This is a genomic window from Neobacillus sp. NPDC093182 (assembly GCF_044754045.1).
In genome coordinates this window covers 236,211-260,405 of the sequence record NZ_JBIVOI010000007.1, presented here as the reverse complement: position 1 = coordinate 260,405, position 24,195 = coordinate 236,211, and the positions used below count along the sequence as shown (strand labels likewise).

The window sequence follows — 24,195 nt, the reverse complement described above, 5'->3', positions numbered from 1 at the left end:
TAGGTTCCAAATCTATCCTTTTTTATATGAAAAATTCTAATTAAGGGGTAAAGAGATGATAAAAGGTTTAAACCATTTTTTATTTTCTGTGACTGACTTGGAAAAATCAATTGAATTTTATCAACATGTGTTTGATGCAAAGTTGTTGGTTAAGGGTAGGAGCACTGCTTATTTTGATCTTAATGGGATATGGCTGGCGATTAATGTTGAAAAAGATATACCACGTAATGAAATAATTCAGTCCTATACACATATAGCTTTTTCAATTGAGGAAGAAGATTTTGAAACAATGTTTGAAAAATTAGAGACATTGGGTGTCAACATATTAAATGGCCGATCTAGAGATAGTAAAGATAAAAAATCTATTTATTTCACAGATCCAGACGGTCATAAATTTGAATTCCACACAGGGACATTAAAGGACAGATTGAATTATTACAAACAAGAGAAAACACACATGGAGTTTTATCAATAAGGGTTTTTACATAGAGAGCCATTATTTTATTATTTATAATAATACAATTATAATAAATTTATGTACCTCGGGGGACTAGAATAGTTAAATGGGAGAGTAATAGTATGAAGCGTTTTGCGGTTTTAACAGATATTCATGGAAACGCACCCGCATTAAAAGCGGTTCTAAAGGATATTGACGAAAGAAGAGATGTTGACCATATCTATTGTTTAGGGGATATGCTTGGCATTGGACCTGATTCCAATGAGGTATTAGAAATGCTTTTTTCTAGAAGTGATGTATCGATGATAACAGGGAATCATGATGAAGCCATTTTATCCTTGGCAAAAGGCGAGGAATATCCACAAAGTCATATTCATGTTAAAGAACATCATCAATGGATAGTAGATAGATTAGACCCGTCTTTTATACCGAAATTAGAGCAGCTGCCTAGGTTCCTGAATGTTACCATAGATCGTTATTCCATCCTATTTATTCATTATCAGATAGAAAATAGCAAGCTCAATGAACACATAAGCAGGGACCATTTTTCTTCAATTGTCGAACCTAGTACGGAAAACATGGAGACATTATTCTTTGATAAAAAGGCGGATTTGATTTGTTTCGGTCATCATCATCCGCTTCATTATTTTGCCGGGAAGCATACAGTATACCTTAATCCAGGATCGTTGGGCTGTAATCATAAACCACTTGCTCCTTATGCAATCATAACCGTTATGAATAATGTTGCAGATGTGAGTTTGAAAGAAGCTTCATACGATAACACTGCATTTTTAAAATCGTATCACACCCTGCAAGTCCCTGAGCGTGAATTTATTTTAAAAGTGTTCCATGGAAACCAACTATAGAGGTGATTATTTTTTGCGAACAGATTATGACAATTGGGAGCCATTAACAGTTTCTAACGTAGTTAACCTTTTTACTGATCTTCCTATTACTTGGTGTTTGGCAGGGGGCTGGGCATTAGATTTACATTTAGGTAAACAGAGCAGGCAACATAGTGATATAGATGTAATCATCCTTCGAGACGAACAAGAATCTTCGTACGATTTTTTAAGCAGGGAATGGAAATTATATAAAGCTCAAGACGGCGTTTTTTTGCCTTGGGTACAGGGTGAGTTCTTAACTGACACAACTGATGTTTGGGTTAGTAAAAATCATAATTCACCTTGGGCTTTTCAGGTAATGTTAGTAGATACTTTCGAAAACAATTGGATTTATCGAAGAGAAAAGTCAATCAAAAAGCCATTGAACGAAATAATAGCAAAGACAAATGAAGGGATTCCCTATTTAAGACCAGAAATCCAACTTCTGTATAAGGGAGGTTCATCAAAGGTTCGAGAAAAAGATTTCATGGACCTTCAAACCATGCTTCCAATTCTATCAACACAAGAAAAAGAATGGCTAACACTCTCTTTGCATAAACAATTTCATGAAGGACATCCTTGGATTGCTTTAATGTAAAAGGAAAATGCCATCTAATTAATATTCTTTCCAAATAAATACGATAAAAAGGAGCATTAAGGAATGCTGACGAAAGAGGAATTAAAAAATATAAAAACGCTTCAGGAAATTTGTGAGAAAGAAGGAAAGCTTCAGCTGAAGCTTAATTTTAATATGTTAGAAAGCAGATCAGAAAATCGTAAGGAAGATTTTTTCCATTATGAAGATGACAAGCTTATAGGTTTTCTTGGAAGCTATTATTTCGGTAATAAGGTAGAAATATGCGGAATGGTGCACCCGGATTACCGAAGAAGAGGAATCTTTTCAAAGCTGCTTGAAGAAGCACTTGAGGAAGCAAAGAAACGGGAGGCTAGGACCATTTTGTTAAATGCTCCTAGCGAATCTCAATCAGCAAAGGAGTTTTTAAAAAACATCCCTTGCACTTTATCAATGGTAGAATACCAAATGAAATGGGAGAAAGTATCGGAATTATCTGACGACCAAACGTTGACGGTAAGACCTTCTATTTCCGGAGATGACTCGGAAGCGGAGATACAGCTGGACGTCCAATGCTTCGGGTTAAATGAAAAAGAAGCACGTCAATATAGGCTGGAAACTAAAGACCTAGATACAGATGCTAGATTAATCATTGAAGTAGATGGAAAAATTGTCGGGAAAATGCGGCTTTCCGAAATGAATGGTGAAGCATGGATTTTTGGATTTGCTGTTTTTCCAGAACTTCAGGGAAAAGGGATCGGCAGAAAAGCTCTATCGAAAGTCGTTAAAATGGAAGGCGAAAAAGGATTTTCTATTTTTCTAGAGGTTGAGGCTAAAAATGCCCACGCCCTAAGGCTATATGAATCATGTGGATTTAGAAGCTATCATTCCCAAGAGTACTATGAAGTGAATGTTTAAATGGGAGGGGTGTTCCATGCCCCTCTGACAACCTAATCCTACTAAAATATTTATTTTTCCAGTATTTAATAGGAGACATTTGTAACCGTTTACATTATAATAATAGTAAGAACTAGGGGAGGGGAAACAAACCATGGAACTTTTATTAGAACAATGTGAACATACCAAGTCAGAAGAACCTTGTGAAGAGTGTGCCCCAAAAAAAGATAATGATGAGAATATGGATTTATATGAGTATGATTATTATAAAAGGATATGGTTTTAGGACTTACTATTATCTAGGTAATAAAATTTGGTAGGATAATCTAAAAAAGGGCTGTCGTATGATAAGACGTTCTCTTTTGAAGTACCCGCAGTAATAAAAAACACATATAAAAGCATTTAAAAGCAGAGTAATTCGCATATGAATTCACTCTGCTTTTTTGTTGATTTGAAGGGGTTTTTGAAGAATATAATACCGAAATTAACGTCATAAATAGCTGGATAATTATCAAGACCATAATAAAAATTATGCTTCTGTTGTTTGATTTGCGAATTCGTATGCTAATTCCATAAATATAAAAACGACAGCATAACTGTCGTCATAAAAAATACTTATTGAACATAAGCACCCTTTCGTATTATAAGGTCCAGCCAGATATTTCTGGTTGACCATTTAGTTTAAGTGCAACTCTTCACAATATATTAAACTAATTAATATGATTTTAAAAATAGCCCTAACTGGCTAAATGCAGAAGGACTTTAAATGTGATTTAAAATTGATTCTTTTTTCTTACTAATTCATCTCTATCGGATGCCGTTGGAGGCTGTTCCAACCATCCATTTTTAATCATTATAATCGCTCCATCTTCAGTATAAATCTGAACTTCTAATGATAGCCTGTTATACTTTGCACTAAATCATATAAATTGGATATTTTTACCATTAATAAAACTTTAGACCTAGAAGATAATATATTTGTCTACTTGATGATCTACAAGTAGATTAACTTGGAGGTGCATTACCATAAATGGAATGTTATTCTTCATAGTCATTTTATTAGCTATTGCTATAGCCGTCATCTTCTTTATGGGCAGAAGGAAAAACAATCCTGTTCCAGCAATAGTTATACCCAAGCAATCTTTGAACAATGAATTTAAGGAGGAATTCGCTTTGGAAGAAAAAGAAACGAAAATTATTAAAGAAAGAGTTAAATCTGCAGAAAATGCTAAAATCGAAAGGGTTGCAGCTGCAAAGGTTGAAGCAGAAATCGGAGAAGAGCTTGCACCCTTAAAAAGCCAATTACAATCAATTCAAAATGCCCTAAATCAAATGAACTCAGGCAACCAGCAATCACAATCTACAATGTCATCTGGTGGGCAGAATCAGAATCAGAATCAATCAAATGACCTATTAACACAAATGCAACAATTTAGTTCACAAGCTCAACAACAACAGCATAAAACTTTTCAACAATTGCAACAATCTGTTCACCAAGCAGCTCAAACGTTAAGTAATGTTGAACAATCAATACAATCCATTAATATGTTAAATCAAATCAGTCAACAAATTAATCAAACACAACAACAATTACAACAGCAACAAAGTCAACAACAACAAGGTCAACAACAACAAGGTCAAGCAGGGCAAATGAATAATCAAACATTCTAGCATTAAATTTGTTAAATGTAGCTGATATCCCTTTGTTATCAGCTACATTTTTATGAATTGCTTAATATCGCTTGATTGTTGAAAAAGTTATATTTGCCTATACTATTTCCACAATTATTTATTTAATGCATCATTTTTTAAAGGAAAATATTGGTATAACCAAATTGGACGGTTTTTGCTTAAAAAATAAAGAGGTTCTTCAAAAAACCCGCTTCGTTAGTATAATAACTTCAACAAAAAAAAGCGTTAATCCTTCTTGGATCAACGCCCTCAGTTAGCTTAAGTACACTTCTTCAAAAAATCTTCAAATTGTACAATTATCGTAATGTGGCTTGTCCCTTCTGCTTACTCTTTTACACTCAAGTCTTTGGTCGTATTTGTTTCTTTTTTAAACAAGAGAAATATTTTGTTGAATTAACTAGGTGAAAATCCCTATAAAAAATTAATAAACACTAGTTATTACCTTCTATACCAAATATATGGATATTTGGAAACTTTGGTCTTTTTTACCATAAATAATACTTTATGCCTAGAACAAAATATATTTGTCTGCTCAATAATTCAAGTAGACAAACTTGGAGGTGCATTACCATAAACGGAATGTTATTCTTCATAGTTCTTTTATTAGCTATTGTTATGGGTTTCATTTTCTTTATAAGCAGAAGTAAAAAGAATCCCGTTCCGGCAACAGTTACATCTAAACCATTTTCAAACAATCATTTTAAGGAGGAATTCGCTTTGGAAGAAAAAGAAACGAAAATTATCAAAGAAAGAGTAAAAACTGCCGAAAATGCTAAAATTGAAAGGGTTGCAGCAGCAAAGGTTGAAGCAGAAATTGGTGAAGAGCTTGCACCGTTAAAAAGCCAAATACAATCAATTCAAAATGCTCTAAATCAAATGAATTCAGGTAACCAGCAATCACAATCTACAATGTCATCTGGAGGGCAAAATCAACAGCAATCAAATGATCTATTAAGACAGATACAACAGTTTAGCTCACAAGCTCAACAACAACAACAAAAAACTTTTCAACAATTGCAACAATCCGTTCATCAAGCTGCTCAAATGTTGAATAACGTAGAACAATCAATACAATCAATTAATATGTTAAACCAAATCACACAACAAATTAATCAATCTCAACAACAATTACAACAACAGTACCAAGGTCAAGCAGGGCAAGGGAATATGAATGGTCAACAATATCAACAATAAATTTTTTAAACAGGCTGATATCATTTTGGTATCTGCTACGTTTCTAAATATCCATAGGTTTGGTTTTTAAACCCAAAACATAAAAATGTAAAGTTAATATTTAGGGGAGATTAAAAATGACCTACAGTAATCAAATTAAAACAATTCTAGGCATCGATGTTCGTGCACGTAAGTTGTATGATGATAATGAGATTCGTGACTCCTTTTAAAAACCCCATAATACATAAACAAATAAATGGGCAAGAGATTGTACCACTTAATTTGTTAAAACGTGGTGGTTAAAAAAATGCTAACTTGGTTATACAGCCATTTTATATACACAATTTGGTTTATTATTGTTTGCTCTTCTATACCATTTCTGTTCTTGATTTACTGCGCTTATCTGTGGCTCGAACAAAATAAATCCGGGGGAATGTAAAACAACAATCTTATTTCGGAATTTTGCTATTACGTCATAAAGGAAGTTTATTTTTACCTCTCTCTTATCTCCAATTACGGATACTAGCCATAGAGAAAAAAGTTTTAACCAGGGTATTTAAGGAGACCTATATTAGTGAGTAAAACCATTTCACTTGGGCAAAATATGTTACGGGAACGGTGCATACAAGGATGCGAGTCCTCCCGATTAAAAACAATGGGGTGAAATAAGATGACTGAAAATAACGAACGCAATCGAAACGGCGGAAATGCAAACCAAGCTGGCAACAATGCGACTAATCAAGGTGGAAGTGACATTGGTGAAGCGGTAGGTACTGTTGGCGGCGGTGCTGCGGGTGCTGCTGTAGGTTCAGTTTTTGGACCACTTGGTACTGTTACAGGCGGTCTTGCAGGCGGTGCACTTGGTAACCAAGTGGGTGAGGAAGTTGGCGGCAATAAAAATGCAGCTAAAAACCGTAATGCGAGCAATAACAGGGGATCTATAAACAAGTAATTTTCGAGGGGGGCGTGAGGAATCGTCAGCCCCTTTTTAGTTTCCTTTTAAATCACCAAAAAATGAGAGAAGGATTTTAACTGTTCCTGAGCTAAAATCCCCCTTTAGGTTAATTTTATAAAATAGGCGATAATAGCCTAGATACTGATTCTTTAAAATGGACCCATAGTGGACGATTTTGATACTTTTCAAGAGTAAATTCCCCGGATACTTTAACATCCTCATAAAATGTTGCTGCCAGTCTTTGTGCTATTTCTTCGTCATAAAGAAAAGCATTCACTTCAAAATTTAATTTGAAGCTTCTTACATCTAGATTTGCTGTTCCAACAGATGATATTTCTTTATCTATAATAACGGTTTTGGAATGAATAAAACCACCGTTGTATATGTAAACTTTTGCCCCTGCCATAAGTAATTCACCAACATAAGACAAGGTTGCCCAATATACGAACATGTGATCGTGTTTATTAGGAATCATAATTTTGACCTCAACGCCAGATGAGCATGCAATTCGAAGAGCATCTAAAAAACTCATATCTGGAATAAAATAAGGAGTTTGGATGAGAATCGAGTTTTGTGCAGATAAGATCATCTTTATGTATCCATTTTTTATATGTTCTATCTTAGAATCCGGTCCACTTGTAACGATTTGAATCCCTATATTCCCCAAAGAAATATGATTTGGAAAGTAATTTGGCATATAGTTGATTTTTTGATGAGGCGATGCCTGATTCCAATCAAGAATAAAACGAGTCTGAATCGCGTGAACAGCTGTGCCCTGTATCCTTAAGTGAGTGTCCCGCCAATACCCAAATTTTTGATTTACTCCAAGATACTCACTACCGATGTTAAAACCGCCTAAATAACCGGTTTTTCCATCAATTATGGCTAATTTCCGATGATTCCGATAATTCAGTCTCAGATTAAAAAAAAAGAACTTGGAAGGAAAGAAGATGCCCACCTCACCACCAGCCTTAAGAAGATCACTAAAAAATTCTTTAGATAACCTCCTCGAACCCACTTCATCATATAAAACCCGTACTTTAACTCCTTCATGTGCTTTTTTGGTTAGAACCTCTTTGAGCTTTTTGCTGAGCTGGTCTTTTTTAATAATATAATACTGTAAATGAATATGGTCCTTTGCACCTTCGATATCTTTTAATAAACTGTTAAACTTCTCAATACCATCCGTCAATAATTTAACTGAATTATCTTCAGTTAAAACAGCATCATTGTTAATTAAATTCATATAGATTAAACTTCTGCCTTTTCTTGTAGCTTTATTGCTAAATTGAAATTGGTGGGATCTAATCTGGCTCAATTGTGTGTCTAATTTTTTTTGGATTCCAACCTTTTTTTGATCCTCCCATTGAAAGAGGTGAGATCGGCTGAGGTTTTGTCCAAAAAGAATATACAATAAAACCCCCATTAAAGGCAAAAATACTATAACTAACAACCAAGCCCAAGAAGAAACAGCATCTCTTTTGTTCCGAAAAGTAATAATAAGCGCCAAAAAAATATTTAATACAATGACTAATCCAATCAATAAAAAAGTAATATACATAATGAAATCCTCACAAAGATTTATGTGTAATAATAGTGTAACTAATTTAGCTTTATTTACTCATGAATAAAAGAAATCGTTAATAGTTATTCTTTACTTTAATTAGCTATTGATTATTACCAATATTAACCTTGCCTTTAAGTTTTTTTAAAGGTATAAAATGGCTGCTTCCTTCTTATTCTAAAATTATTGTGCAAACAAAAAATTTAAATTAGTGTGGTGCTTTGGTTGCAATTATCACCAAGAATTTATCACTCATTGATTCGACCTAAATGGCTTACAAAATTATATATTCAAAATCATATTCAGCAGCACTTTAATTTTTCAGGCAAAAAAGTGCTGGATTTTGGAGCAGGTACTGGGGCAAACTGCACTTTATGTACACCTGAACATTATTTTGGTATTGATCCGGATTCATACAGGATTGAATTCGCCAAAAGATTGTATAAGCAATATCGATTTGAAACTTTTAATGGAAGTGAACTTCCTGCAGACAACAATAGCTTTGACTTTATTTTGATTATTGCTGTACTACACCACATACCTCCCGAAATTGTTTATGGTTATGTAAAGGAATTCAAGAGGGTCTTAAAACCAGAAGGGAGAATTGTTGTTATGGAACCTTGCTTGTTTGAGAAGTCTCCATTCAGTAATTGGTATATGAGGTCGCATGATAAAGGTGAGTACATTTTAAGAGAAGAGGAGTATTTAAGTTACTTTACAAAGGAAAAATTTCAATGCACTGTTCTAAAAAAATTTAAAAAGTGTTTTTTTTATAATGAGCTGTATTTTTCCGCTTCCTTATAATTACGTGGAGTAAAGCATTTAGGAGTGATAGAAGATATGAAGGAAAAAACTGTTGTGACGATTCATGTTTTGTTATTACTGGCTGTTTTAGCCGTTTTTATTTGGTCAATAATCAAGCCTGCCAGTTATTCATCATGGGTATTAGAAGTCACTCCTGCCATTATCATCTTAATTTTCGTAATAGTAACATACAAAAAGTTTCGTCTAACTACTCTTTCTTACACCATTATTGCTATTATGGCTATTTTAATGTTTGTAGGAGGACATTACACCTATTCAAAAGTTCCACTCTTTAATTGGCTAAAAGATACTTTTGATTTTAAAAGAAATCATTACGATCGGTTTGGACATTTTATAAAAGGCATGTTTAGCATTGTAATAAGAGAATTATTATTAAGGAAAACTGCCTTAACAAAAGGTAATTGGTTATTTTGGATCGTTACAAGTATTTCTCTTGCCATCTCAGCTTTGTATGAAATTATTGAATGGATAAGTTTTATTATCGGTAAGGGAGGGAAAACTGCTAAAAATTTTTTAGGGAACCAAGGCGATATATGGGATGCTCAGTGGGATATGGCATTAACCATAATGGGTACAATCGTAACCTTACTTTTCCTTTCCAAACTGCATAATTGGTTGTTACAGAAAGAATTATGAACAAATTTCGTTCCAAATTCTAAACAGTAGGCTGTGTTAAAAAACTCCTATTGACCTCCGCTCCACTAAGGAAAGCTTCTTTGAATAATCACCGCAGGGACAGGCGGTCTTTGCCTGTCACGAGGCACTTCGCTTTCCGTGGATTGTCCGGGGGAGCCTTCTCGGCACTAAAATGCCTATGGGGTCTCCCCTGCTCCGTACTCCAGTAGGAATCTCGTACCTTCCGCTCGAATCACAAACTTAACGAACCTGTTGATTTTTATCTGGATTATAAAAAAACTGACGTGTGGAAATTACACGTCAGTATTTTTGATTACAATTAGTGAAGTAAATGCTGCAGCTGTTCGATTTGTCTCCGGCTTGTGTCAAACACTTCTTCGGCAAGCTGCCTGCTATCAGGGTCAAGGTCACCCCTGACAAGTTCCTCAGAATATTGAACCCCATAATGATCTAAGCCTTTCAAAGCGTCCTCAATCATCTCCTTTGTATCATCCGGAAGCATGGCTTTGTGCATAAAACTATGCATAGAACCAGAGAAGCCTTCATCGTCAGCTGGGACACCGCCTAGATTCTGAATCCGCTCAGCAAGTTTTTGCGCATTCAATTTAACCTCCTGCTGCATGGATTGAAAGACTCTCCTTAATTCATCATCTTCAGCCTTTTGGATATAGTGTTCGAAAGACCGAATCCCCATATATGTACCTCTTAATAAGGTATTTAGCTCCTCTATAATGACTTCATTCGACATGCCCACACATCCTTTCATTCTATTTTGTTGCCATGACAGGCGTTTTTATTCGAGATTTGGATTCAACTCATTCATAATTTAGGAAAAAAGATTTTTATTACGGAACTGAAGAGGGGATTGCTTCGTCTAAGTTTTTGGAAAGAGGGGGGTTTTGAATGCTTGTGAAAAAGAAAGAAACAAGTTCATCACCAATTGAAATCCATGAGTTAACAAAAGAAAATCAATTACGTTGGCTGATGGAAGAGTATGGAGATATGGTGGTTAGGCTGGCTTTTACGTATGTTAAACAAAAACAATTGGCAGAAGATATTTCACAGGAAGTGTTTATTAGCTGTTATAAAAGTATGGATACATTCCAAAATAAAGCTTCGTACAAAACATGGCTGTACCGAATTACTGTGAATAAATGCAAGGATTATTTTAGAAGCTGGTCTTATCATAATATCAGTTACCAAGACTTTTTTCGTTCGATTTTTCCAAGCGGGGGACAATCGGTTGAGGAGAAATACGTCTGGCTGCGGAACCTACTCCTCTGGAAAATGAATATAGTAGAAAAAGCATGGAGCTAGAAGAAAAAGTGCTCGACCTGCTAGAGAAAAATAATTACCAGCCTGCATTCCCTATACAAGTGCGAATAAATAGCATGGAAAATTTTATGTATATTGCATTGCCAAATACGGAAAAAAGAGTTCCGGAGTTAAAAGAGAAATTAAAAGTGCTTACTAAAGAATATGGTGAATTTAAATATAGAATTACCAGCATCGATATGGCTGCACGGGAACAAGAATTAAGATGGGGAAAACATGATATTATTAATATCCTTTTTGGCGGACTAATGGAGAATAAAGCGTTTAAAGTAACGGGTCTTTCTTATTCCTTTCATCCGCTGCCACTGCAAATCGAAGTAAAAATCTCGCTTAAATCTACGGATCCCGATGCAAAACAACTGGCAGAAGAAATTGAAAATGAAATTACGGAATTTATCCAAACACATGAAAAGACTACAGAAGTACGAAATGATCCATATGAGCTGACTATTTATGGTAAAGATAAGAAAATAATTTATAAATAATTTTAAGGAAAAGGACCAAAACCGGTCCTTTTTTTTATTTTTTAAATACGTGTTGTCCAATTACGAGCGTGGTTTCTCTTGTATCAAGCCAACGGCTGGTAGCGATTGCGGGATTATAGAAGAATAAGGAACCAGGAGCCAATTGGCGTTGTTCTGTAAGAGCGGCTTGTACGGCTTGAATCGATTCCTCATCCGCTGGCTTATTGATTTCACCATTTTGCACTGGTTGAAATTGACCAGGGGCATAAATGACTTCCTTAATGGTGTCTGGGAATTGGGCACTTTCGACTCTGTTAAGAACTACACAAGCTACGGCAATCTTCCCCTCTAAAGGTTCCGTTTGTGCCTCAGCTCTAACTAATCGTGCAAGCAAATCTATTTCTTGGTTTGATAGACTTTGGTTCACAGATTCTTCTATTTTCGGTTCATTAGACCTAATAGTTTTATTTGTGTTGATCTCTTGACCAGGGAAAATGAGATTCAAATTGGAAATTTGGGGATTCTCATCAGCTAATTCCTGAAGGGTTAAATGATGCTCTCTAGCAATACTTGACATCGTGTCTCCAGGCTTAACTGTATAAGCAAATGCGGGGGAAGCGAACAGTAGTGAAGCGGCAAGTGTTAAGAAAGTGATTATTTTTTTCATCAATCTAGTCCTCCAAGTTGGTTTAATGTATTTAAAACTATTACTATGAATTGAAAAAATAGAATAGTATTACAGTTAAATTACATAGAGAAGACAATTTGAAGTCTATGAGAATGGTCGAAGGATATTCCAAATTAATAGAATTGGCGATCCGTCGTAAACATAAGGAAAAGCAGAGTTATGGAGTCAAAAGTTAAGGTGAAAATCCTGAAGTGGTCCTTATTAAAGATCGATGAAGCCCGAACTTTTGAATGGAAAGGAAAAAGGTCCTCATGAAGAATTCATGAAGCCCAAAATAGCTAATCACCATAGAAAACAGGACACATGAAGTATTTTGAAATCATGTGGTGAATCATTTTATCAGAAGTGATGCAGGATAATTTTAGAATTAGTAATCAAAGCATATAAGTTTGTTTCTTGTATTTCTATTGTTACTATAGAAATACACCTTTAAAAAGAAAGGACTAATAAATAAAATGGGAACATTTAATATACCTGTATCCGTCTTAAATCTAGCTCCGATCCGCGAAGGACGGACATCGCAGCAAGCAATTGATGAAATGGTGGATCTAGCGCAAGCAACAGAGGCAATGGGCTATAAGCGATACTGGATTGCCGAACACCACAACTCTCCGACACTTGTCAGTTCAGCTACAGCCATCCTAATTAAACATACATTGGAGCATACCAAAACAATCAAGGTAGGTTCAGGTGGAATTATGCTGCCAAATCATTCGCCGCTTGTCGTAGCAGAACAATTCGGCACATTAGCAACCATATATCCAAATCGAGTAGAACTGGGTCTCGGACGCGCTCCAGGGACAGATATGATGACTGCCAATGCGCTGCGCCGCTCAAAAAGTGACTCCGTATATACGTTTCCAGAGGATGTTCAGGCATTGCTGACTTATTTTGGACCAGAAGAGCACCAAGGTTATGTAAAAGCCTATCCGGGCGTGGAAACCAATGTTCCAATTTATATTCTAGGATCATCCACAGATTCTGCTTATTTAGCAGCAAGCTTAGGTCTGCCATACGTATTTGCATCACACTTTGCACCAAAATTCATGGGTGAAGCGATTAAGATTTATCGCGAGCGATTCCAGCCTTCTGAGTACCTGGACAAACCATATATGATGGTGTGTTTAAATGTCATCGGCGCAGAAACCGATGAAGAGGCTAAAATCTTACAAACCACCATGCACCAGTTTTTCCTAAACGTGGTTCGCGGGTCACGTAATCCGCTACAGCCGCCTGTTGAAACCATGGATGGAAAATGGACTCCAATGGAAGAAGAAATGGCAAAGTCCATGTCAAGTGTGACCTTAATCGGAAGCAAAGAAACCATCCGACAGCAGCTGACAAACTTTCAAAACTACTATGGTGTTGATGAAATTATGGCAGTGTCGTATATCTACGATGTTGAGAAACAGAAACGATCTTATGAAATATTTAAAGAAGTGGTGGATGGGAAGTAATTCTTTACCTTCCAGCCGTGATTGTGCTACCTAAATTCTTGGTTTTTAGAATTTTGGGCACAATTAAGGTAGATAGGAAAAGATGACGTGTTACAATCGTCATCTTTTTTGTGCTCATTTGTATTTAGTAAAATAACATTATTGGGCTTATTTAACCTAAATTAGTCACGACCTTATCCGTTACCACATAGGATGGAGTATCACAAGCGGGGTGATTTGGGTGAATAATTGGTTAAAAGCCGGTATTTTACTATATCTTTCGCTGCTGTTTTTTGGGAGTTTTATAGCAATAGGGATTGTATGGACTGGAGCGCTTGATGAATCACTGCCATTTATTGATGACATTAAAATATTTCTGTATTATTTCTTCGCTGGATCCATTGGGGGCTCATTGCGACATTTATATATGTTTTGTTCTCATTACATGAAAGATGAATTAAAAGACTATAGGGAATGGATTATGTACATCTTTTACCCGATATTCGCAACAGGTACAGCAATAGTGGCAGTCACCTTAATCCAAAGCGGAATCTTACTAATCGAATTCGTAGACTTTGAAGATACCCCTTATGCACAAATAAGCTTCGCCTTCTTCGTAGGGTTTGGATTCAACCGCTTCGTAAACAAACTAAACTCCCTATCAAAGGACCTCTTCAAAACCAATCAGCAGCAAGCAAACAACGGAGAACCAAAAACGAAACAGCCAGAGTCCGAATAGGACACTGGCTGCTTTTTGGTGACAGGCACCATTTATACATAATTACCCCGATTATGCAGCTTTATATGTATTTTTGTTTTCTTCATGTTTATTGGCTGCTGAGCCGTAGAAGAAGCTTCCTCTTGCTAGTTGCGTCATTTCGCTTAACTAGAGGGCGGCAACACTGCTTCCGTCCTTTTGGTGATAAAAAGAAAATAATATGAATACATATGTCACCATTAGCTACATACATATTAACGATTTCAAAAAGAAAGGAGAGATAAATTTGTGGAATCAACAAGGGTATCAATATGGACCATTCAACCTATACAGTTACTATGTCGGCTATAATCCGCCAACTTCGGTAAATCCCTATCCTCGGTTTCCCATTATTCATAATCAAGCATTTTTAAGTCCTTTTACGTATGTGGTTGGTGATGTAACCATTCAAAATAATACCTTCGTCGGACCATTTGTAAGTATCAGGGCGGATGAAGGAACTCCTTTTTATATTGGGAGCAATAGTAATCTTCAAGACGGAGTGATTCTTCACGGCTTGAAAAATAAGTATTTTGAGAAGGAGAATAAAAAGTATTCTATCTATATCGGGAACCGGGTTTCGGTTGCGCATGGTGCCCTGGTACATGGTCCATGCCGAGTGGAAAATGACGTATTCATCGGCTTCAAGGCAATCGTATATATTGCTGTCATTGGGGAAGGAAGCTTTATTTCCTCTGGAGCGGTGGTTACCAATGGAGTCGAGCTGAAACCAAACAGCTTTGTACCGCCTGGAGCTAACATTGATACCCAGGATAAGGCGAATTCTTTAGCAGCGGTCCCGAAAACAGAGGAGGACTTTGCAAAAGAGGTCCAGCGAGTGAATCAGGAATTTCCTGCGGCTTATTCATTGTATTTTGGAAAAAATAAATGTACATGCGGCTTAGCCTGTTAATAGATGGAAAATAATCCTGCAAATCTGTGCAGGAATAGTCGGATGTGTCCATTTCCTTTCTGCTATTCTTTTAATGAGAGGAGGTCATTCATGGATTCGCTAAGAAGATTAAACGATGCAATAGGGTATATAGAAGAAAACTTGCTGGGCGATATCGATTATAAAGAAGTGGCTAGGCTCGCTTTTTGCTCGGAATATCATTTTCAAAGAATGTTCTCTTATTTAGCGGGTGTATCGCTTTCTGAGTATATACGGCGCAGACGTCTTTCACTTGCAGCTTTTGAATTGATGAATAGTAAAGCGAGGATATTGGACATAGCCATTAAATATGGATATAACTCACCAGACTCCTTTACAAGAGCTTTTCAGAGCCTGCATGGAATTACACCGTCGGAAGCAAGAAACGGCGGTCAATCGTTGAAAGCTTTTCCAAGGATGACCTTCCAACTATCCATTAAAGGAGCAAGTGAAATGAACTACCGAATAATCGAAAAAGAACACTTTAACCTAGTAGGAATTAAAAAGAGAGTTCCCATTATATTTAATGGCGTGAATCCGGAAATTTCAGCGATGTGGCAAAGTTTAGATATGGAGAAAATTAACCGTCTTAAGCAGCTTTCTAATGTCGAGCCACTTGGTCTGCTTAGTGCATCGACGAACTTTTCAGAAGGACGAATGGAGGAAAAAGGGGAGTTGGATCATTATATCGGAGTGGCAACAACGAAGGAATGTCCTGATGATTTAACGAAACTGGAAGTACCTGCTTTAACTTGGGCAGTATTCGAAGCAGTCGGACCATTTCCTGATACGCTTCAGAATGTTTGGGGCAAAATCTACTCAGAATGGTTTCCTTCATCCAACTATCAACTTGCAGTTGGACCAGAAATGTTGTGGAACGAGCATAAAGACGTAACTTCTCCAACTTTTCGCAGTGAAATTTGGGTGCCAGTTACCTCGAAAAATGAGTAGAGTTCTATTTAACACTTGCACAAATGGACAAAGTTTTCCTTTTTCTAGGAAAATTAATGAACTAAAAGCCCTCAGTCACTTAACTGAAGGGCTATTTTTATACTTAATCGTTCACAATATTGACATATATTTTCATAATATTCGAAATACATTTCGACATGAATGGGATAATTTCTAGTCATATTCTTTTTCAAAGTGTGAATACCATGAAATTAACAGTGAATTTTGTAATATTACGTTAGAATTGGTCGACCTTTTTAAATTCTCAATCAACAATATCTTTGCTAAAATAAAAACATAATCACGAAAATTTAAAATTAGTGTCCATTAGATAAAAAGGTAGAAATGTGTAGAAGTATTTGGAGTTGCTCCAATCATAGTAAGGAGGGCTTTTTATGTATTTCAAAGTAAGGATTTGGAGAAGATTAACCAAAAAACAAAAGATTAGATTACTTAAACAAAAAGCTCACATTAATTTAGTTAGTAAAGGTTTTATTGCATAAGTAGAATATTTGGCAGAAATTCTGTCATTGACTTTTAGCCATTTAAATAAACACCGTCCAATTGGTCGGTGTTTATTTTGTCCATCGAACCTTTTCTACAATTGTTCATTATTAAATAATGGAGTACAAGATATGAAACAACTAAAATGAATTTAAATGGTGGACTTAGGGGTTGTCTCTTTAGGGAGATAATGTCTTTTTTTATGATATTAAGTCTGCTTGACCGCTGTTTGTTAACATGTTACTATAAGGTCACGTGAAATATATGTGACTTTTTGGTAACATGTTTTTCAATCCTTGAAGAAAGGGTTTTAGTAATGGACGAAGAACTTTCAACGGTATTTAAAGCATTAGGTCACCCGACCAGAAGGCAGATTTTGGATATCCTTAAGCAGTCGCCTAAAACAACGGGTGAATTAGACGAATACTTTCCGGATGTAACTAGATATGCCATCATGAAGCACTTAAGGATTTTAGAGGAAGGCAATTTGGTGGTGGTCAGGCGTGAAGGGAAGTATAAACGAAACTTTCTCAATGCGGTACCTCTGCAGGAAATGCATAACCGCTGGGTAGGGAAATATATGCAAAAAACTGCCAGCTCACTATTAAACCTACGTTCGACAGTAAAACAAAAAGGAGGAAATGGAAAAATGAGTGAATTTCGAATTGAACAGGAGCTATTTATTGACGCACCACGTGAAGAGGTTTTCAAAGCATTGACGGAAAAAGTGGAGGATTGGTGGGAGTTTCGGATCGCTCCTAAAGGTGTAACCTCTCACTTTACCTTTGATCCTGTTCCAGGAGGACATTTTATTGAAAAATGGGGTGAAAAAGAGGGTGCCATTTGGGGCAATGTATACTACGTGAACGCTCCTGCAGAAATTCGCCTCTTCGGTCATCTCGGTATGCAGGGAGCAGTAAATAGTGCCTATACTTATCGTCTTCTTGAAAAAGATGAGGGTACGGTACTGCAGCTTTCACATACAGCCTCTGGTGTCATCCAAGAACAATGGGAACAAGAGCACAAAAAGGGCTGGGAATACCTTCTCGGAACATTACTTAAAAATTACGTAGAAAAGAAATAAGGTGGGATTGATATGGTTGATGTCGTTACAGAAATAACCATTAATTGTCCTATTTCACAGGTCTCAGGATATGCAGCGGACCCTGACAATGCCCCTGAATGGTACGTAAATATTAATTCTGCTGAATGGAGAACACCAAAACCACTTACTTTAGGCTCACAAATTGCGTTTAATGCAAAATTTCTTGGCCGTGATCTTGCCTATGTGTATGAAATTGTAGAACTTATTCCTGGAAAGAAACTAGTGATGAAAACGGCTCAAGGACCTTTTCCAATGGAGACGATCTATTCATGGCAAGCTATTAATGATAATCAAACACGAATGACCTTAAGAAATAAAGGGAATCCAACTGGCTTTTCAAAAATAATCTCGCCGTTTATGTCTTTCATGATGAAGAAAGCCAACATGAAAGATTTGAAAAAAATTAAAGAAATCCTAGAAAATAATCGATAAACCTGCAAAACACACCGTTCAAAGCATAAACGGTGTGTTTTTCATTATCCAATTAATATTTTTTCTTCTGCGTATTTTACCTTGGCTTCTTTTTTAGGATTCAATAAAGCAAATGCCATGGTTAATGGCCCAAGTCTGCCTATAAACATCATAATCGTAATCAATACTCTTCCGAATGGGGAGAGTTCTGGTGTGAAATTTGCTGACAACCCCACCGTTCCAAACGCTGAAATGGTTTCAAATAGTAGTTTGCTCATATCAGCTTTTTCAGTAAAAGTTAGTAAAAAGAAGATTAAAAAGATAAAAAATAAAGCGGCTACGACAATCGACAGCGATTTATTTACCAATTCCCATGAAATTCTTCTTTTAAAAAGGTTCACGTTGTCCCGATTTGTCACGACTGCCCAAAAAGCTAAAATAATGATGGCAAACGTTGTTACTTTAATGCCGCCGCCAGTCGACCCTGAAGATGCACCAATAAACATCAGTGCCATCATAAAAACAAGAGAGGAAAGATTCATGGCTCCAATATCAATCGTGTTAAAACCAGCGGTCCTTGTAACGACTCCTTGAAAATAGGAAGCCCAAAGCTTATCTTCAACCGCTAGGTTTCCAATAGTAGCCGGATTGCTATATTCCGAAATCAAGATAATTAGAAACCCTATAATATTTAAAAAGAGTGACATGAGTAACACAACTTTGGAATGAAGAGATAGTTTGCGAAAAGATTTCTTAGCCCATAAATCAAGGATAACGGTAAAACCAATCCCCCCAGTAATGAAAAGAGAAGTGATGGCGATGTTTACAACAGGGTCACCAACCCATTTGCTTAAATTATCAGGTTCAAGCCCAAAACCGGCATTATTGAATGCGGAAATTGAATGAAAGATTCCATAATAAATGGCTTTCCCAAGCGGCATTTCAAAAGACCAGCGAATGGCTAAAGCAGCAGCCCCAAGAAATTCCACAATAAATGTAATAAGAATGATCCGCTTAACTAAGGTGACAACGCCTGCGAGAGAAAACACATTTAAAGAATCTTGCAGCAGTAAGCGTTCCTTTAATCCAATTTTTTTCCCTAAGATAATGAACATAAATATTCCTGTGGTCATAAATCCCCAACCGCCCACCTGAATCAAACAGAGGAGAACGATCTCTCCAAACAAGGTAAAGGTCGTTCCCGTATCGACAACCGCCAACCCTGTAACGCAAACGGCTGATGTTGCCTCAAATAATGCATCAATAAAGCTTAGTCCACGACCCTCTTCATAAGTAGCAATCGGCAGCATAAAAAGAAAAGTCCCCAATAATATTAGCCCGCCGAATCCCAGAACAAGGATTTGCGCAGGGTGCATTTTAACTATATTTCCTTTTCTTTTATAAATCTTCACTTGTTTGGTCTCCCTTAATAACCCATTTTGAAATTCTAATATTGGTAATAATACCAAAAGCTTCGAGTGAGTGGTAGTGAATATTGTACTTCTTTTCGGTTTGAAACATGTGACTTTTTTTGGCAGGCTGTGCAAAATCTTGGTAAGATATAGTACGATGATTACAAAAAGTTATAAACGGGGGCAATAAAATGTACAGCTTTAAGAACGATTACAGTGAAGGGGCACATCCTAGGATCCTAAATGCACTGCTAGAAACCAACCTGGAGCAGGATGAGGGGTACGGGGAGGATAGATATTCGAAAGAAGCAAGTGAACGGATAAAGGAGAAACTCCTAAATGACAACGTTGATATTCACTTCATTTCAGGAGGAACACAAACCAATCTTATTGCTATATCAGCTTTCCTTAGACCACATGAAGCGGCAATCGCCGTTAGCAGCGGACATATTCTTGGGCATGAAACAGGTGCCATTGAGGCAACCGGTCATAAAATACTATCTGTTGAGGGCAAAGATGGAAAGCTTTTACCAGCAGATTTGCAGGGAGTCCTTGAAGGTCATCCAGATGAACATATGGTAAAGCCAAAATTAGTTTACATATCGAATTCTACTGAAATTGGTTCCATTTATTCTAAGAGCGAACTACAGGAGTTACATGATTTTTGTCAAAGTAATCAACTTATTTTGTATATGGATGGTGCTAGGCTTGGTTCTGCGTTGTGTTCAGAGGAGAATGACCTGCAGTTGAGCGATCTCCCTAACCTAGTCGATGCATTTTATATTGGCGGGACAAAGAATGGAGCTTTAATCGGTGAAGCATTAGTGATTTGCCGTGAATCTTTAAAGGAAGATTTTCGTTATCATATTAAGCAAAAAGGGGCGCTCCTTGCAAAAGGAAGATTGATGGGCATACAATTTCTTGAACTTTTTCGGGAAAATTTGTTCTTTGATTTGGCCGCGCATGCGAATCAGATGGCAGGCAGGATTAGAGATGAGCTCGTAAAAGCAGATATCAAGTTTTTGACCCACTCACCGTCCAATCAAATTTTTCCGATATTGCCGAATGCAGTTATCACCGAGCTTCAAAGCAACTATGCTTTTCATGTCTGGGAGAAGGTAGATTCTGATTCATCTGCCATTCGCCTCGTAACATCGTGGGCAACAAAAGAGGAAGAGGTAATTGGCTTTATTGAGGAATTAAAGAGAGTACTATTATAGTAAAATAATGCTGCCTTTAATCGGTGGCGTTTTTTTATTTGGGTGAAGATAAAATAGAAAAGTGTGTAGGTATCAATGGAAATTTTATGTGCGGATACCTTACAATAAACTGGTTTACTTTTGAAAGGGGAATAGTTTAAAAAGCTGCAGTATAAACTAACATGGCATGAAATCGTGAAGAAGGTGCATAGTCGATGACTTACCAAGAAGGATTGAAACAAGTAGATAAAGCAACTAAAATGATCAATGAGGCAAACCAGTTAATTGTTGAAACAGTTATGAATGCCTTTTTATTTACTTGGCAGTGGTGGACAGCATTAGCTATGATCGTTGCCCCTTGGATTATTTGGGGGATTTTCCGAAATCGTGAAAGCACAGCTCGATTATTTTCTGCAGGTTTATTGGTAATGGTATTATCAGAAATCCTTGATACGCTTGGAGTTAGTTTTGGAAAATGGGCTTATCCGGTAAAGGTAGTTCCCGTAGCCACAATAAATTTTTCGTTCAGACTTTCTGTTTTACCAGTGTTTGTCATGCTATTGTTGCAATATAAGCCTAACTTTAATCCATATCTAAAAGCAGTTTTTTTCGGAGTACTAGGTGCATATATAGGGATGCCTGCATTGGCTAAATTTGATTTATACAAGAAAATTGATTGGTCTTTTACATATTCTTTCTTGATCCTAACCTCATTCTATTTACTGGCTCACTGGTTTAGCCACTTAAATTCCTTCGAAAAGTTAGAAAAGAAATAAGGTAGCCTTTTTGTTTAGAACGATTTTTTAATTAATTTGTTGAACCAGAGGATAATCTGGTAAGAATATTGCTGCCATGAAGGCAGCTTTTCTTGTTGTGTAAAAAAGGACATTAAGTTATAGATGTATAGAACATTAGAAATGGAGGGATTATGTCATGCATATTAATGATTTGAATAACTTAGTTTCAAAGCTTGGCCTTAAACCGCATCTTGAAGGTGGTTACTACATAGAAACTTTTAAGTCAGATGAACATATTAGTGACAACGAATTGTCCGTTAATTACGAGGGGAAACGCAAGCTTTATACCAGTATTTATTTCCTTTTAACCTCTGATGATGTCTCCCATTTTCACCGGCTTAAATCAGATGAACTTTGGTACTATCACGGTGGAAGTTCCTTGAGTATTCATGTCATTGATGAAAGTGGAGAATATAAGGAAATAAAGTTAGGGATGAATCTGGACGCAGGTGAAGTACCACAAGTCTTAGTAAAGAAAAATTCAATTTTTGGGTCTTCCGTTTCGGAAAAGGATACTTTTTCGCTAGTGGGATGCATGGTTTCCCCAGGATTTGAATTTCAAGACTTTGAACTGTTTACACAAGAAGAACTGATGAAAGTTTACCCGCAGCACAAGGAAATCATTATGAAATTAGCTTATCAACAGCTGCCAAGTTCGTTGGAATAAATGAAGAGGAGTATTTGTGAAGGTCTTAGTAGGAATAGGTTGAATTTTAATGAAGGAATTTATTACATAAAGGTACAAATTGGAATCAAAATGACGATTCTAAACATGAACTCGCGCATGCAGCATCCTCCCTTAAAAATATGTCCTTGTTACATTCAGTATAGAAGAAAATTGTAAAGGCAAAGTTGTTGAATTGTAAATTTTTTGTCAATTAAATGGCTGCTCATTAAGCGTTTCTGTAAAAACAAGCAACCCAACTGATCAAAGCATCTTACAAATACTAGCAGGAAATCCCATAGAATCCTTTTCTAAATGAAGTAAATAATAACGTTAGATTATTTTAGAAAATGGGTGAGCATGCATAATGGCTGAAAATGTAATGAAAAGCAAGCGAAAAGGGTTGTCTGCATGGCAGCTAACGATGATGGCGTTAGGAAGCGTCATTGGGGGGTCTTTTTTCCTTGGATCATCTGTGGCGATTAATGCAGCAGGTCCATCTATTTTATTATCGTATATTTTAGCCGGCGGGCTTGTGTATCTAATCTTATATGCCTTGTCAGAGATGACGATAGGTGCGCCAACAGTAGGTTCCTTTAGTACATTTGCAGCAAGGGAACTTGGGCAGGGTACAGGATTTGTTGTCGGCTGGCTATATTGGACAGGAACCGTTCTATCAATGTCGAGTGAAGCAACAGCCATTTCATTGTTGGTTCGTGAATGGGTACCGAATGTATCAATCGCTTTGTTAGGTGGATCCATTATTGTAGCGGTTACGCTGCTTAATTTATTAGGAGCAGATAAAATTGGTAAGTTGGCGAGCGGGTTATCTGCTGTTAAAATTTTTGCGATTATCTTTTTTATCTTAACGGCATTGGTATTGATTGTAGGTTTAATGCCTGGAACACCAGCGATTGGTGCCGGAGAGTTGGCGAGGGAACCAATCATGCCTGGCGGGATACAGGGGATTGCCGGAAGTATGCTTCTGGTTGTTTTTGCTTATGCGGGCTTTGAGATCATTGGATTAGCGGCAACGGAGGCCGATAATCCAACTGAAACGATACCGAAAGCGATTCGCTATACCGTTTTTTCATTGGTCGGATTATATATCCTGTATGCGGCAGTGTTACTGCCACTTATTCCTACTGCAGAACTAAGTGAAAACGTAAGTCCGATGGTTGCCTCACTAAATCGGTGGGGGATTGGCTGGGCAGGTACGGCATTAAATCTGGTATTGATTTCAGCCATTCTCTCAGCGATGCTGGCATGTATTTTTGGATTAGGAAGAATGATCCGTTCCCTTTCTGATGAAGGTCATGCACCCCATTGGCTTAAGGACAAAAGAGATGTTCCGTACAAAGGTATTTTATTTTCCGGTCTATCCATGATGATAGGATTGTTTTTCGGTTTGTTATTTCCGAGAGCCTATCTTGTTTTAATTACATCAGGAGGCTTTGCTCTTATCTTTACCTATGCCGTAATCATGGCAAGTCATATCCGCTTTCGTAAAAGGGAAGGGTGTCCGCCGGGAGGGAACTGTCAAATGCCGGGGTTTCCTATTACATCTTGGATTGCATTAATAAGCTTAATCATCGTTTTATTATGCATGCCTTTAATTCCAGGACAAACAGCTGGGCTCATTACTGGAAGCAGTATGGTCGTCATTTACTCCCTCATTTATTTTCTGATGAGCTACAGGAGACGTACAGGAGCAAATGATACAGCCAAAAAAGATTTGTCTCCAAGAGAGTTCCGGCCAAACTACGCCACCGAGTTAGCACAGGAAATAGCTGAAAGAGTTGACGAAAGAAACAAGGATAAATAAACTAAAAGAAGTTTCTTTTCTTTACAAAATTAGCCGTGTTAAAGGAGACTGTTGATTTT

26 protein-coding genes and 1 pseudogene are annotated in these 24,195 nt (G+C 36.8%); 22 read left to right on the top strand and 5 right to left on the bottom strand.

All coding sequences use genetic code 11. The features are described 5' to 3' along the window. Window positions 1–55 precede the first annotated feature (55 nt). The 5 genes from fosM to ACIQAA_RS15055 all read left to right on the top strand — a co-directional run bounded on the left by fosM (window position 56) and on the right by ACIQAA_RS15055 (window position 3,098). Window positions 56–475 (top strand): FosM family fosfomycin resistance protein, encoded by a 420-nt coding sequence (fosM, locus tag ACIQAA_RS15075; protein ID WP_402620925.1) that lies wholly within the window; start codon window positions 56–58, stop codon window positions 473–475. A gap of 104 nt (window positions 476–579) precedes the next feature. Next, the gene (locus ACIQAA_RS15070) at window positions 580–1,323 is read left to right on the top strand and encodes a metallophosphoesterase family protein (protein WP_402620922.1); all 744 of its coding nucleotides are present in this window, start codon (window positions 580–582) and stop codon (window positions 1,321–1,323) included. Between the two features lie 13 nt (window positions 1,324–1,336). Next, complete coding sequence (locus ACIQAA_RS15065; protein WP_402620919.1) at window positions 1,337–1,939, top strand: nucleotidyltransferase domain-containing protein; 603 nt, start codon at window positions 1,337–1,339, stop codon at window positions 1,937–1,939. A gap of 63 nt (window positions 1,940–2,002) precedes the next feature. Beyond that, window positions 2,003–2,833: a GNAT family N-acetyltransferase gene (locus tag ACIQAA_RS15060; RefSeq protein WP_402620917.1), complete on the top strand. Its 831-nt coding sequence runs from the start codon at window positions 2,003–2,005 to the stop codon at window positions 2,831–2,833. A gap of 133 nt (window positions 2,834–2,966) precedes the next feature. Beyond that, window positions 2,967–3,098: a hypothetical protein gene (locus ACIQAA_RS15055; protein ID WP_307195828.1), complete on the top strand. Its 132-nt coding sequence runs from the start codon at window positions 2,967–2,969 to the stop codon at window positions 3,096–3,098. A gap of 487 nt (window positions 3,099–3,585) precedes the next feature. Here the strand turns inward: ACIQAA_RS15055 and ACIQAA_RS15050 are convergent. Beyond that, window positions 3,586–3,726, bottom strand: a pseudogene (locus ACIQAA_RS15050) (DUF3231 family protein); the annotation flags it as partial. 259 nt (window positions 3,727–3,985) lie between these two features. Between ACIQAA_RS15050 and ACIQAA_RS15045 the strand changes: the two are divergent. From ACIQAA_RS15045 to ACIQAA_RS15035, 3 genes are all read left to right on the top strand, one after another. Continuing rightward, window positions 3,986–4,483 (top strand): hypothetical protein, encoded by a 498-nt coding sequence (locus ACIQAA_RS15045; protein WP_402620914.1) that lies wholly within the window; start codon window positions 3,986–3,988, stop codon window positions 4,481–4,483. 738 nt (window positions 4,484–5,221) lie between these two features. Then, window positions 5,222–5,698 (top strand): hypothetical protein, encoded by a 477-nt coding sequence (locus tag ACIQAA_RS15040; protein ID WP_402620912.1) that lies wholly within the window; start codon window positions 5,222–5,224, stop codon window positions 5,696–5,698. A 649-nt stretch (window positions 5,699–6,347) separates the two neighbouring features. Continuing rightward, window positions 6,348–6,629 carry a hypothetical protein gene (locus tag ACIQAA_RS15035; RefSeq protein WP_402620909.1) on the top strand — a complete coding sequence of 94 codons (282 nt, stop codon included), beginning with the start codon at window positions 6,348–6,350 and terminating at the stop codon, window positions 6,627–6,629. A 115-nt stretch (window positions 6,630–6,744) separates the two neighbouring features. On the opposite strand, the gene cls is transcribed toward ACIQAA_RS15035, so the two are convergent. Continuing rightward, a complete protein-coding gene (gene cls, locus ACIQAA_RS15030; RefSeq protein WP_402620906.1) occupies window positions 6,745–8,193 on the bottom strand; it encodes a cardiolipin synthase in 1,449 nt (482 codons plus the stop codon). 216 nt (window positions 8,194–8,409) lie between these two features. On the opposite strand from cls, the gene ACIQAA_RS15025 reads away from it, so the two are divergent. Continuing rightward, a complete protein-coding gene (locus ACIQAA_RS15025; protein WP_402620903.1) occupies window positions 8,410–9,000 on the top strand; it encodes a class I SAM-dependent methyltransferase in 591 nt (196 codons plus the stop codon). Window positions 9,001–9,036: 36 nt separating this feature from the next. After that, window positions 9,037–9,657 carry a DUF2238 domain-containing protein gene (locus ACIQAA_RS15020; RefSeq protein WP_402620900.1) on the top strand — a complete coding sequence of 207 codons (621 nt, stop codon included), beginning with the start codon at window positions 9,037–9,039 and terminating at the stop codon, window positions 9,655–9,657. Window positions 9,658–9,976: 319 nt separating this feature from the next. Here the strand turns inward: ACIQAA_RS15020 and ACIQAA_RS15015 are convergent, their stop codons facing one another. Further along, window positions 9,977–10,405: a DUF2383 domain-containing protein gene (locus ACIQAA_RS15015; RefSeq protein WP_402620897.1), complete on the bottom strand. Its 429-nt coding sequence runs from the start codon at window positions 10,403–10,405 to the stop codon at window positions 9,977–9,979. Window positions 10,406–10,560: 155 nt separating this feature from the next. On the opposite strand from ACIQAA_RS15015, the gene ACIQAA_RS15010 reads away from it, so the two are divergent. Continuing rightward, window positions 10,561–10,974: a sigma-70 family RNA polymerase sigma factor gene (locus tag ACIQAA_RS15010; protein WP_402620894.1), complete on the top strand. Its 414-nt coding sequence runs from the start codon at window positions 10,561–10,563 to the stop codon at window positions 10,972–10,974. Next, the gene (locus ACIQAA_RS15005; RefSeq protein ID WP_402620891.1) at window positions 10,965–11,477 is read left to right on the top strand and encodes a DUF4030 domain-containing protein; all 513 of its coding nucleotides are present in this window, start codon (window positions 10,965–10,967) and stop codon (window positions 11,475–11,477) included. Before ACIQAA_RS15010 ends, ACIQAA_RS15005 begins: the two co-directional genes overlap by 10 nt. Before the next feature lie 34 nt (window positions 11,478–11,511). Here ACIQAA_RS15005 and ACIQAA_RS15000 read toward each other — a convergent pair whose 3' ends face one another. Further along, window positions 11,512–12,123 carry a cell wall hydrolase gene (locus ACIQAA_RS15000; RefSeq protein ID WP_402620888.1) on the bottom strand — a complete coding sequence of 204 codons (612 nt, stop codon included), beginning with the start codon at window positions 12,121–12,123 and terminating at the stop codon, window positions 11,512–11,514. Window positions 12,124–12,599: 476 nt separating this feature from the next. Here ACIQAA_RS15000 and ACIQAA_RS14995 point away from each other — a divergent pair, with 476 nt between their 5' ends. The 6 genes from ACIQAA_RS14995 (at window position 12,600) to ACIQAA_RS14970 (ending at window position 18,260) form a co-directional block, all read left to right on the top strand. Next, window positions 12,600–13,601 (top strand): LLM class flavin-dependent oxidoreductase, encoded by a 1,002-nt coding sequence (locus tag ACIQAA_RS14995; RefSeq protein ID WP_402620886.1) that lies wholly within the window; start codon window positions 12,600–12,602, stop codon window positions 13,599–13,601. A gap of 220 nt (window positions 13,602–13,821) precedes the next feature. Further along, complete coding sequence (locus tag ACIQAA_RS14990) at window positions 13,822–14,319, top strand: hypothetical protein (protein ID WP_402620883.1); 498 nt, start codon at window positions 13,822–13,824, stop codon at window positions 14,317–14,319. Window positions 14,320–14,584: 265 nt separating this feature from the next. Then, window positions 14,585–15,250 (top strand): LbetaH domain-containing protein, encoded by a 666-nt coding sequence (locus ACIQAA_RS14985; RefSeq protein ID WP_402620881.1) that lies wholly within the window; start codon window positions 14,585–14,587, stop codon window positions 15,248–15,250. Window positions 15,251–15,340: 90 nt separating this feature from the next. Next, window positions 15,341–16,219 carry an AraC family transcriptional regulator gene (locus ACIQAA_RS14980; protein WP_402620878.1) on the top strand — a complete coding sequence of 293 codons (879 nt, stop codon included), beginning with the start codon at window positions 15,341–15,343 and terminating at the stop codon, window positions 16,217–16,219. A gap of 820 nt (window positions 16,220–17,039) precedes the next feature. Beyond that, on the top strand, window positions 17,040–17,807 hold the full coding sequence (locus ACIQAA_RS14975) for an SRPBCC domain-containing protein (RefSeq protein WP_402620875.1): 768 nt from the start codon (window positions 17,040–17,042) through the stop codon (window positions 17,805–17,807). A 12-nt stretch (window positions 17,808–17,819) separates the two neighbouring features. Continuing rightward, a complete protein-coding gene (locus ACIQAA_RS14970; protein WP_402620873.1) occupies window positions 17,820–18,260 on the top strand; it encodes an SRPBCC family protein in 441 nt (146 codons plus the stop codon). Between the two features lie 44 nt (window positions 18,261–18,304). Here ACIQAA_RS14970 and ACIQAA_RS14965 read toward each other — a convergent pair whose 3' ends face one another. Continuing rightward, window positions 18,305–19,615: a TrkH family potassium uptake protein gene (locus ACIQAA_RS14965; RefSeq protein ID WP_402621014.1), complete on the bottom strand. Its 1,311-nt coding sequence runs from the start codon at window positions 19,613–19,615 to the stop codon at window positions 18,305–18,307. Between the two features lie 227 nt (window positions 19,616–19,842). Between ACIQAA_RS14965 and ACIQAA_RS14960 the strand changes: the two genes are divergently transcribed. The 4 genes from ACIQAA_RS14960 (at window position 19,843) to ACIQAA_RS14945 (ending at window position 24,136) form a co-directional block, all read left to right on the top strand. Further along, on the top strand, window positions 19,843–20,871 hold the full coding sequence (locus ACIQAA_RS14960) for a threonine aldolase family protein (protein ID WP_402620869.1): 1,029 nt from the start codon (window positions 19,843–19,845) through the stop codon (window positions 20,869–20,871). Window positions 20,872–21,065: 194 nt separating this feature from the next. After that, window positions 21,066–21,626: a CBO0543 family protein gene (locus ACIQAA_RS14955; RefSeq protein WP_402620867.1), complete on the top strand. Its 561-nt coding sequence runs from the start codon at window positions 21,066–21,068 to the stop codon at window positions 21,624–21,626. Between the two features lie 157 nt (window positions 21,627–21,783). Beyond that, window positions 21,784–22,314: a cupin domain-containing protein gene (locus ACIQAA_RS14950; protein ID WP_402620864.1), complete on the top strand. Its 531-nt coding sequence runs from the start codon at window positions 21,784–21,786 to the stop codon at window positions 22,312–22,314. 364 nt (window positions 22,315–22,678) lie between these two features. Continuing rightward, window positions 22,679–24,136 (top strand): amino acid permease, encoded by a 1,458-nt coding sequence (locus tag ACIQAA_RS14945; RefSeq protein WP_402620861.1) that lies wholly within the window; start codon window positions 22,679–22,681, stop codon window positions 24,134–24,136. Window positions 24,137–24,195 lie beyond the last annotated feature (59 nt).

Excerpts from the sequence above, each read along its gene's own strand:
- ACIQAA_RS14975 (WP_402620875.1), top strand. The coding sequence starts at position 17,040 with ATGGACGAAGAACTTTCAACGGTATTTAAAGCATTAGGTCACCCGACC.
- ACIQAA_RS14955 (WP_402620867.1), top strand. The coding sequence starts at position 21,066 with ATGACTTACCAAGAAGGATTGAAACAAGTAGATAAAGCAACTAAAATG.
- ACIQAA_RS14980 (WP_402620878.1), top strand. The coding sequence starts at position 15,341 with ATGGATTCGCTAAGAAGATTAAACGATGCAATAGGGTATATAGAAGAA.
- ACIQAA_RS15005 (WP_402620891.1), top strand. The coding sequence starts at position 10,965 with ATGGAGCTAGAAGAAAAAGTGCTCGACCTGCTAGAGAAAAATAATTAC.
- ACIQAA_RS15060 (WP_402620917.1), top strand. The coding sequence starts at position 2,003 with ATGCTGACGAAAGAGGAATTAAAAAATATAAAAACGCTTCAGGAAATT.
- ACIQAA_RS15000 (WP_402620888.1), bottom strand. The coding sequence starts at position 12,123 with ATGAAAAAAATAATCACTTTCTTAACACTTGCCGCTTCACTACTGTTC.
- ACIQAA_RS14945 (WP_402620861.1), top strand. The coding sequence starts at position 22,679 with ATGGCTGAAAATGTAATGAAAAGCAAGCGAAAAGGGTTGTCTGCATGG.
- ACIQAA_RS15055 (WP_307195828.1), top strand. The coding sequence starts at position 2,967 with ATGGAACTTTTATTAGAACAATGTGAACATACCAAGTCAGAAGAACCT.
- ACIQAA_RS15020 (WP_402620900.1), top strand. The coding sequence starts at position 9,037 with ATGAAGGAAAAAACTGTTGTGACGATTCATGTTTTGTTATTACTGGCT.
- ACIQAA_RS14965 (WP_402621014.1), bottom strand. The coding sequence starts at position 19,615 with ATGCACCCTGCGCAAATCCTTGTTCTGGGATTCGGCGGGCTAATATTA.
- fosM (WP_402620925.1), top strand. The coding sequence starts at position 56 with ATGATAAAAGGTTTAAACCATTTTTTATTTTCTGTGACTGACTTGGAA.
- ACIQAA_RS15015 (WP_402620897.1), bottom strand. The coding sequence starts at position 10,405 with ATGTCGAATGAAGTCATTATAGAGGAGCTAAATACCTTATTAAGAGGT.
- ACIQAA_RS15035 (WP_402620909.1), top strand. The coding sequence starts at position 6,348 with ATGACTGAAAATAACGAACGCAATCGAAACGGCGGAAATGCAAACCAA.
- ACIQAA_RS15010 (WP_402620894.1), top strand. The coding sequence starts at position 10,561 with ATGCTTGTGAAAAAGAAAGAAACAAGTTCATCACCAATTGAAATCCAT.
- ACIQAA_RS14960 (WP_402620869.1), top strand. The coding sequence starts at position 19,843 with ATGTACAGCTTTAAGAACGATTACAGTGAAGGGGCACATCCTAGGATC.
- cls (WP_402620906.1), bottom strand. The coding sequence starts at position 8,193 with ATGTATATTACTTTTTTATTGATTGGATTAGTCATTGTATTAAATATT.
- ACIQAA_RS14970 (WP_402620873.1), top strand. The coding sequence starts at position 17,820 with ATGGTTGATGTCGTTACAGAAATAACCATTAATTGTCCTATTTCACAG.
- ACIQAA_RS15070 (WP_402620922.1), top strand. The coding sequence starts at position 580 with ATGAAGCGTTTTGCGGTTTTAACAGATATTCATGGAAACGCACCCGCA.
- ACIQAA_RS14950 (WP_402620864.1), top strand. The coding sequence starts at position 21,784 with ATGCATATTAATGATTTGAATAACTTAGTTTCAAAGCTTGGCCTTAAA.
- ACIQAA_RS14995 (WP_402620886.1), top strand. The coding sequence starts at position 12,600 with ATGGGAACATTTAATATACCTGTATCCGTCTTAAATCTAGCTCCGATC.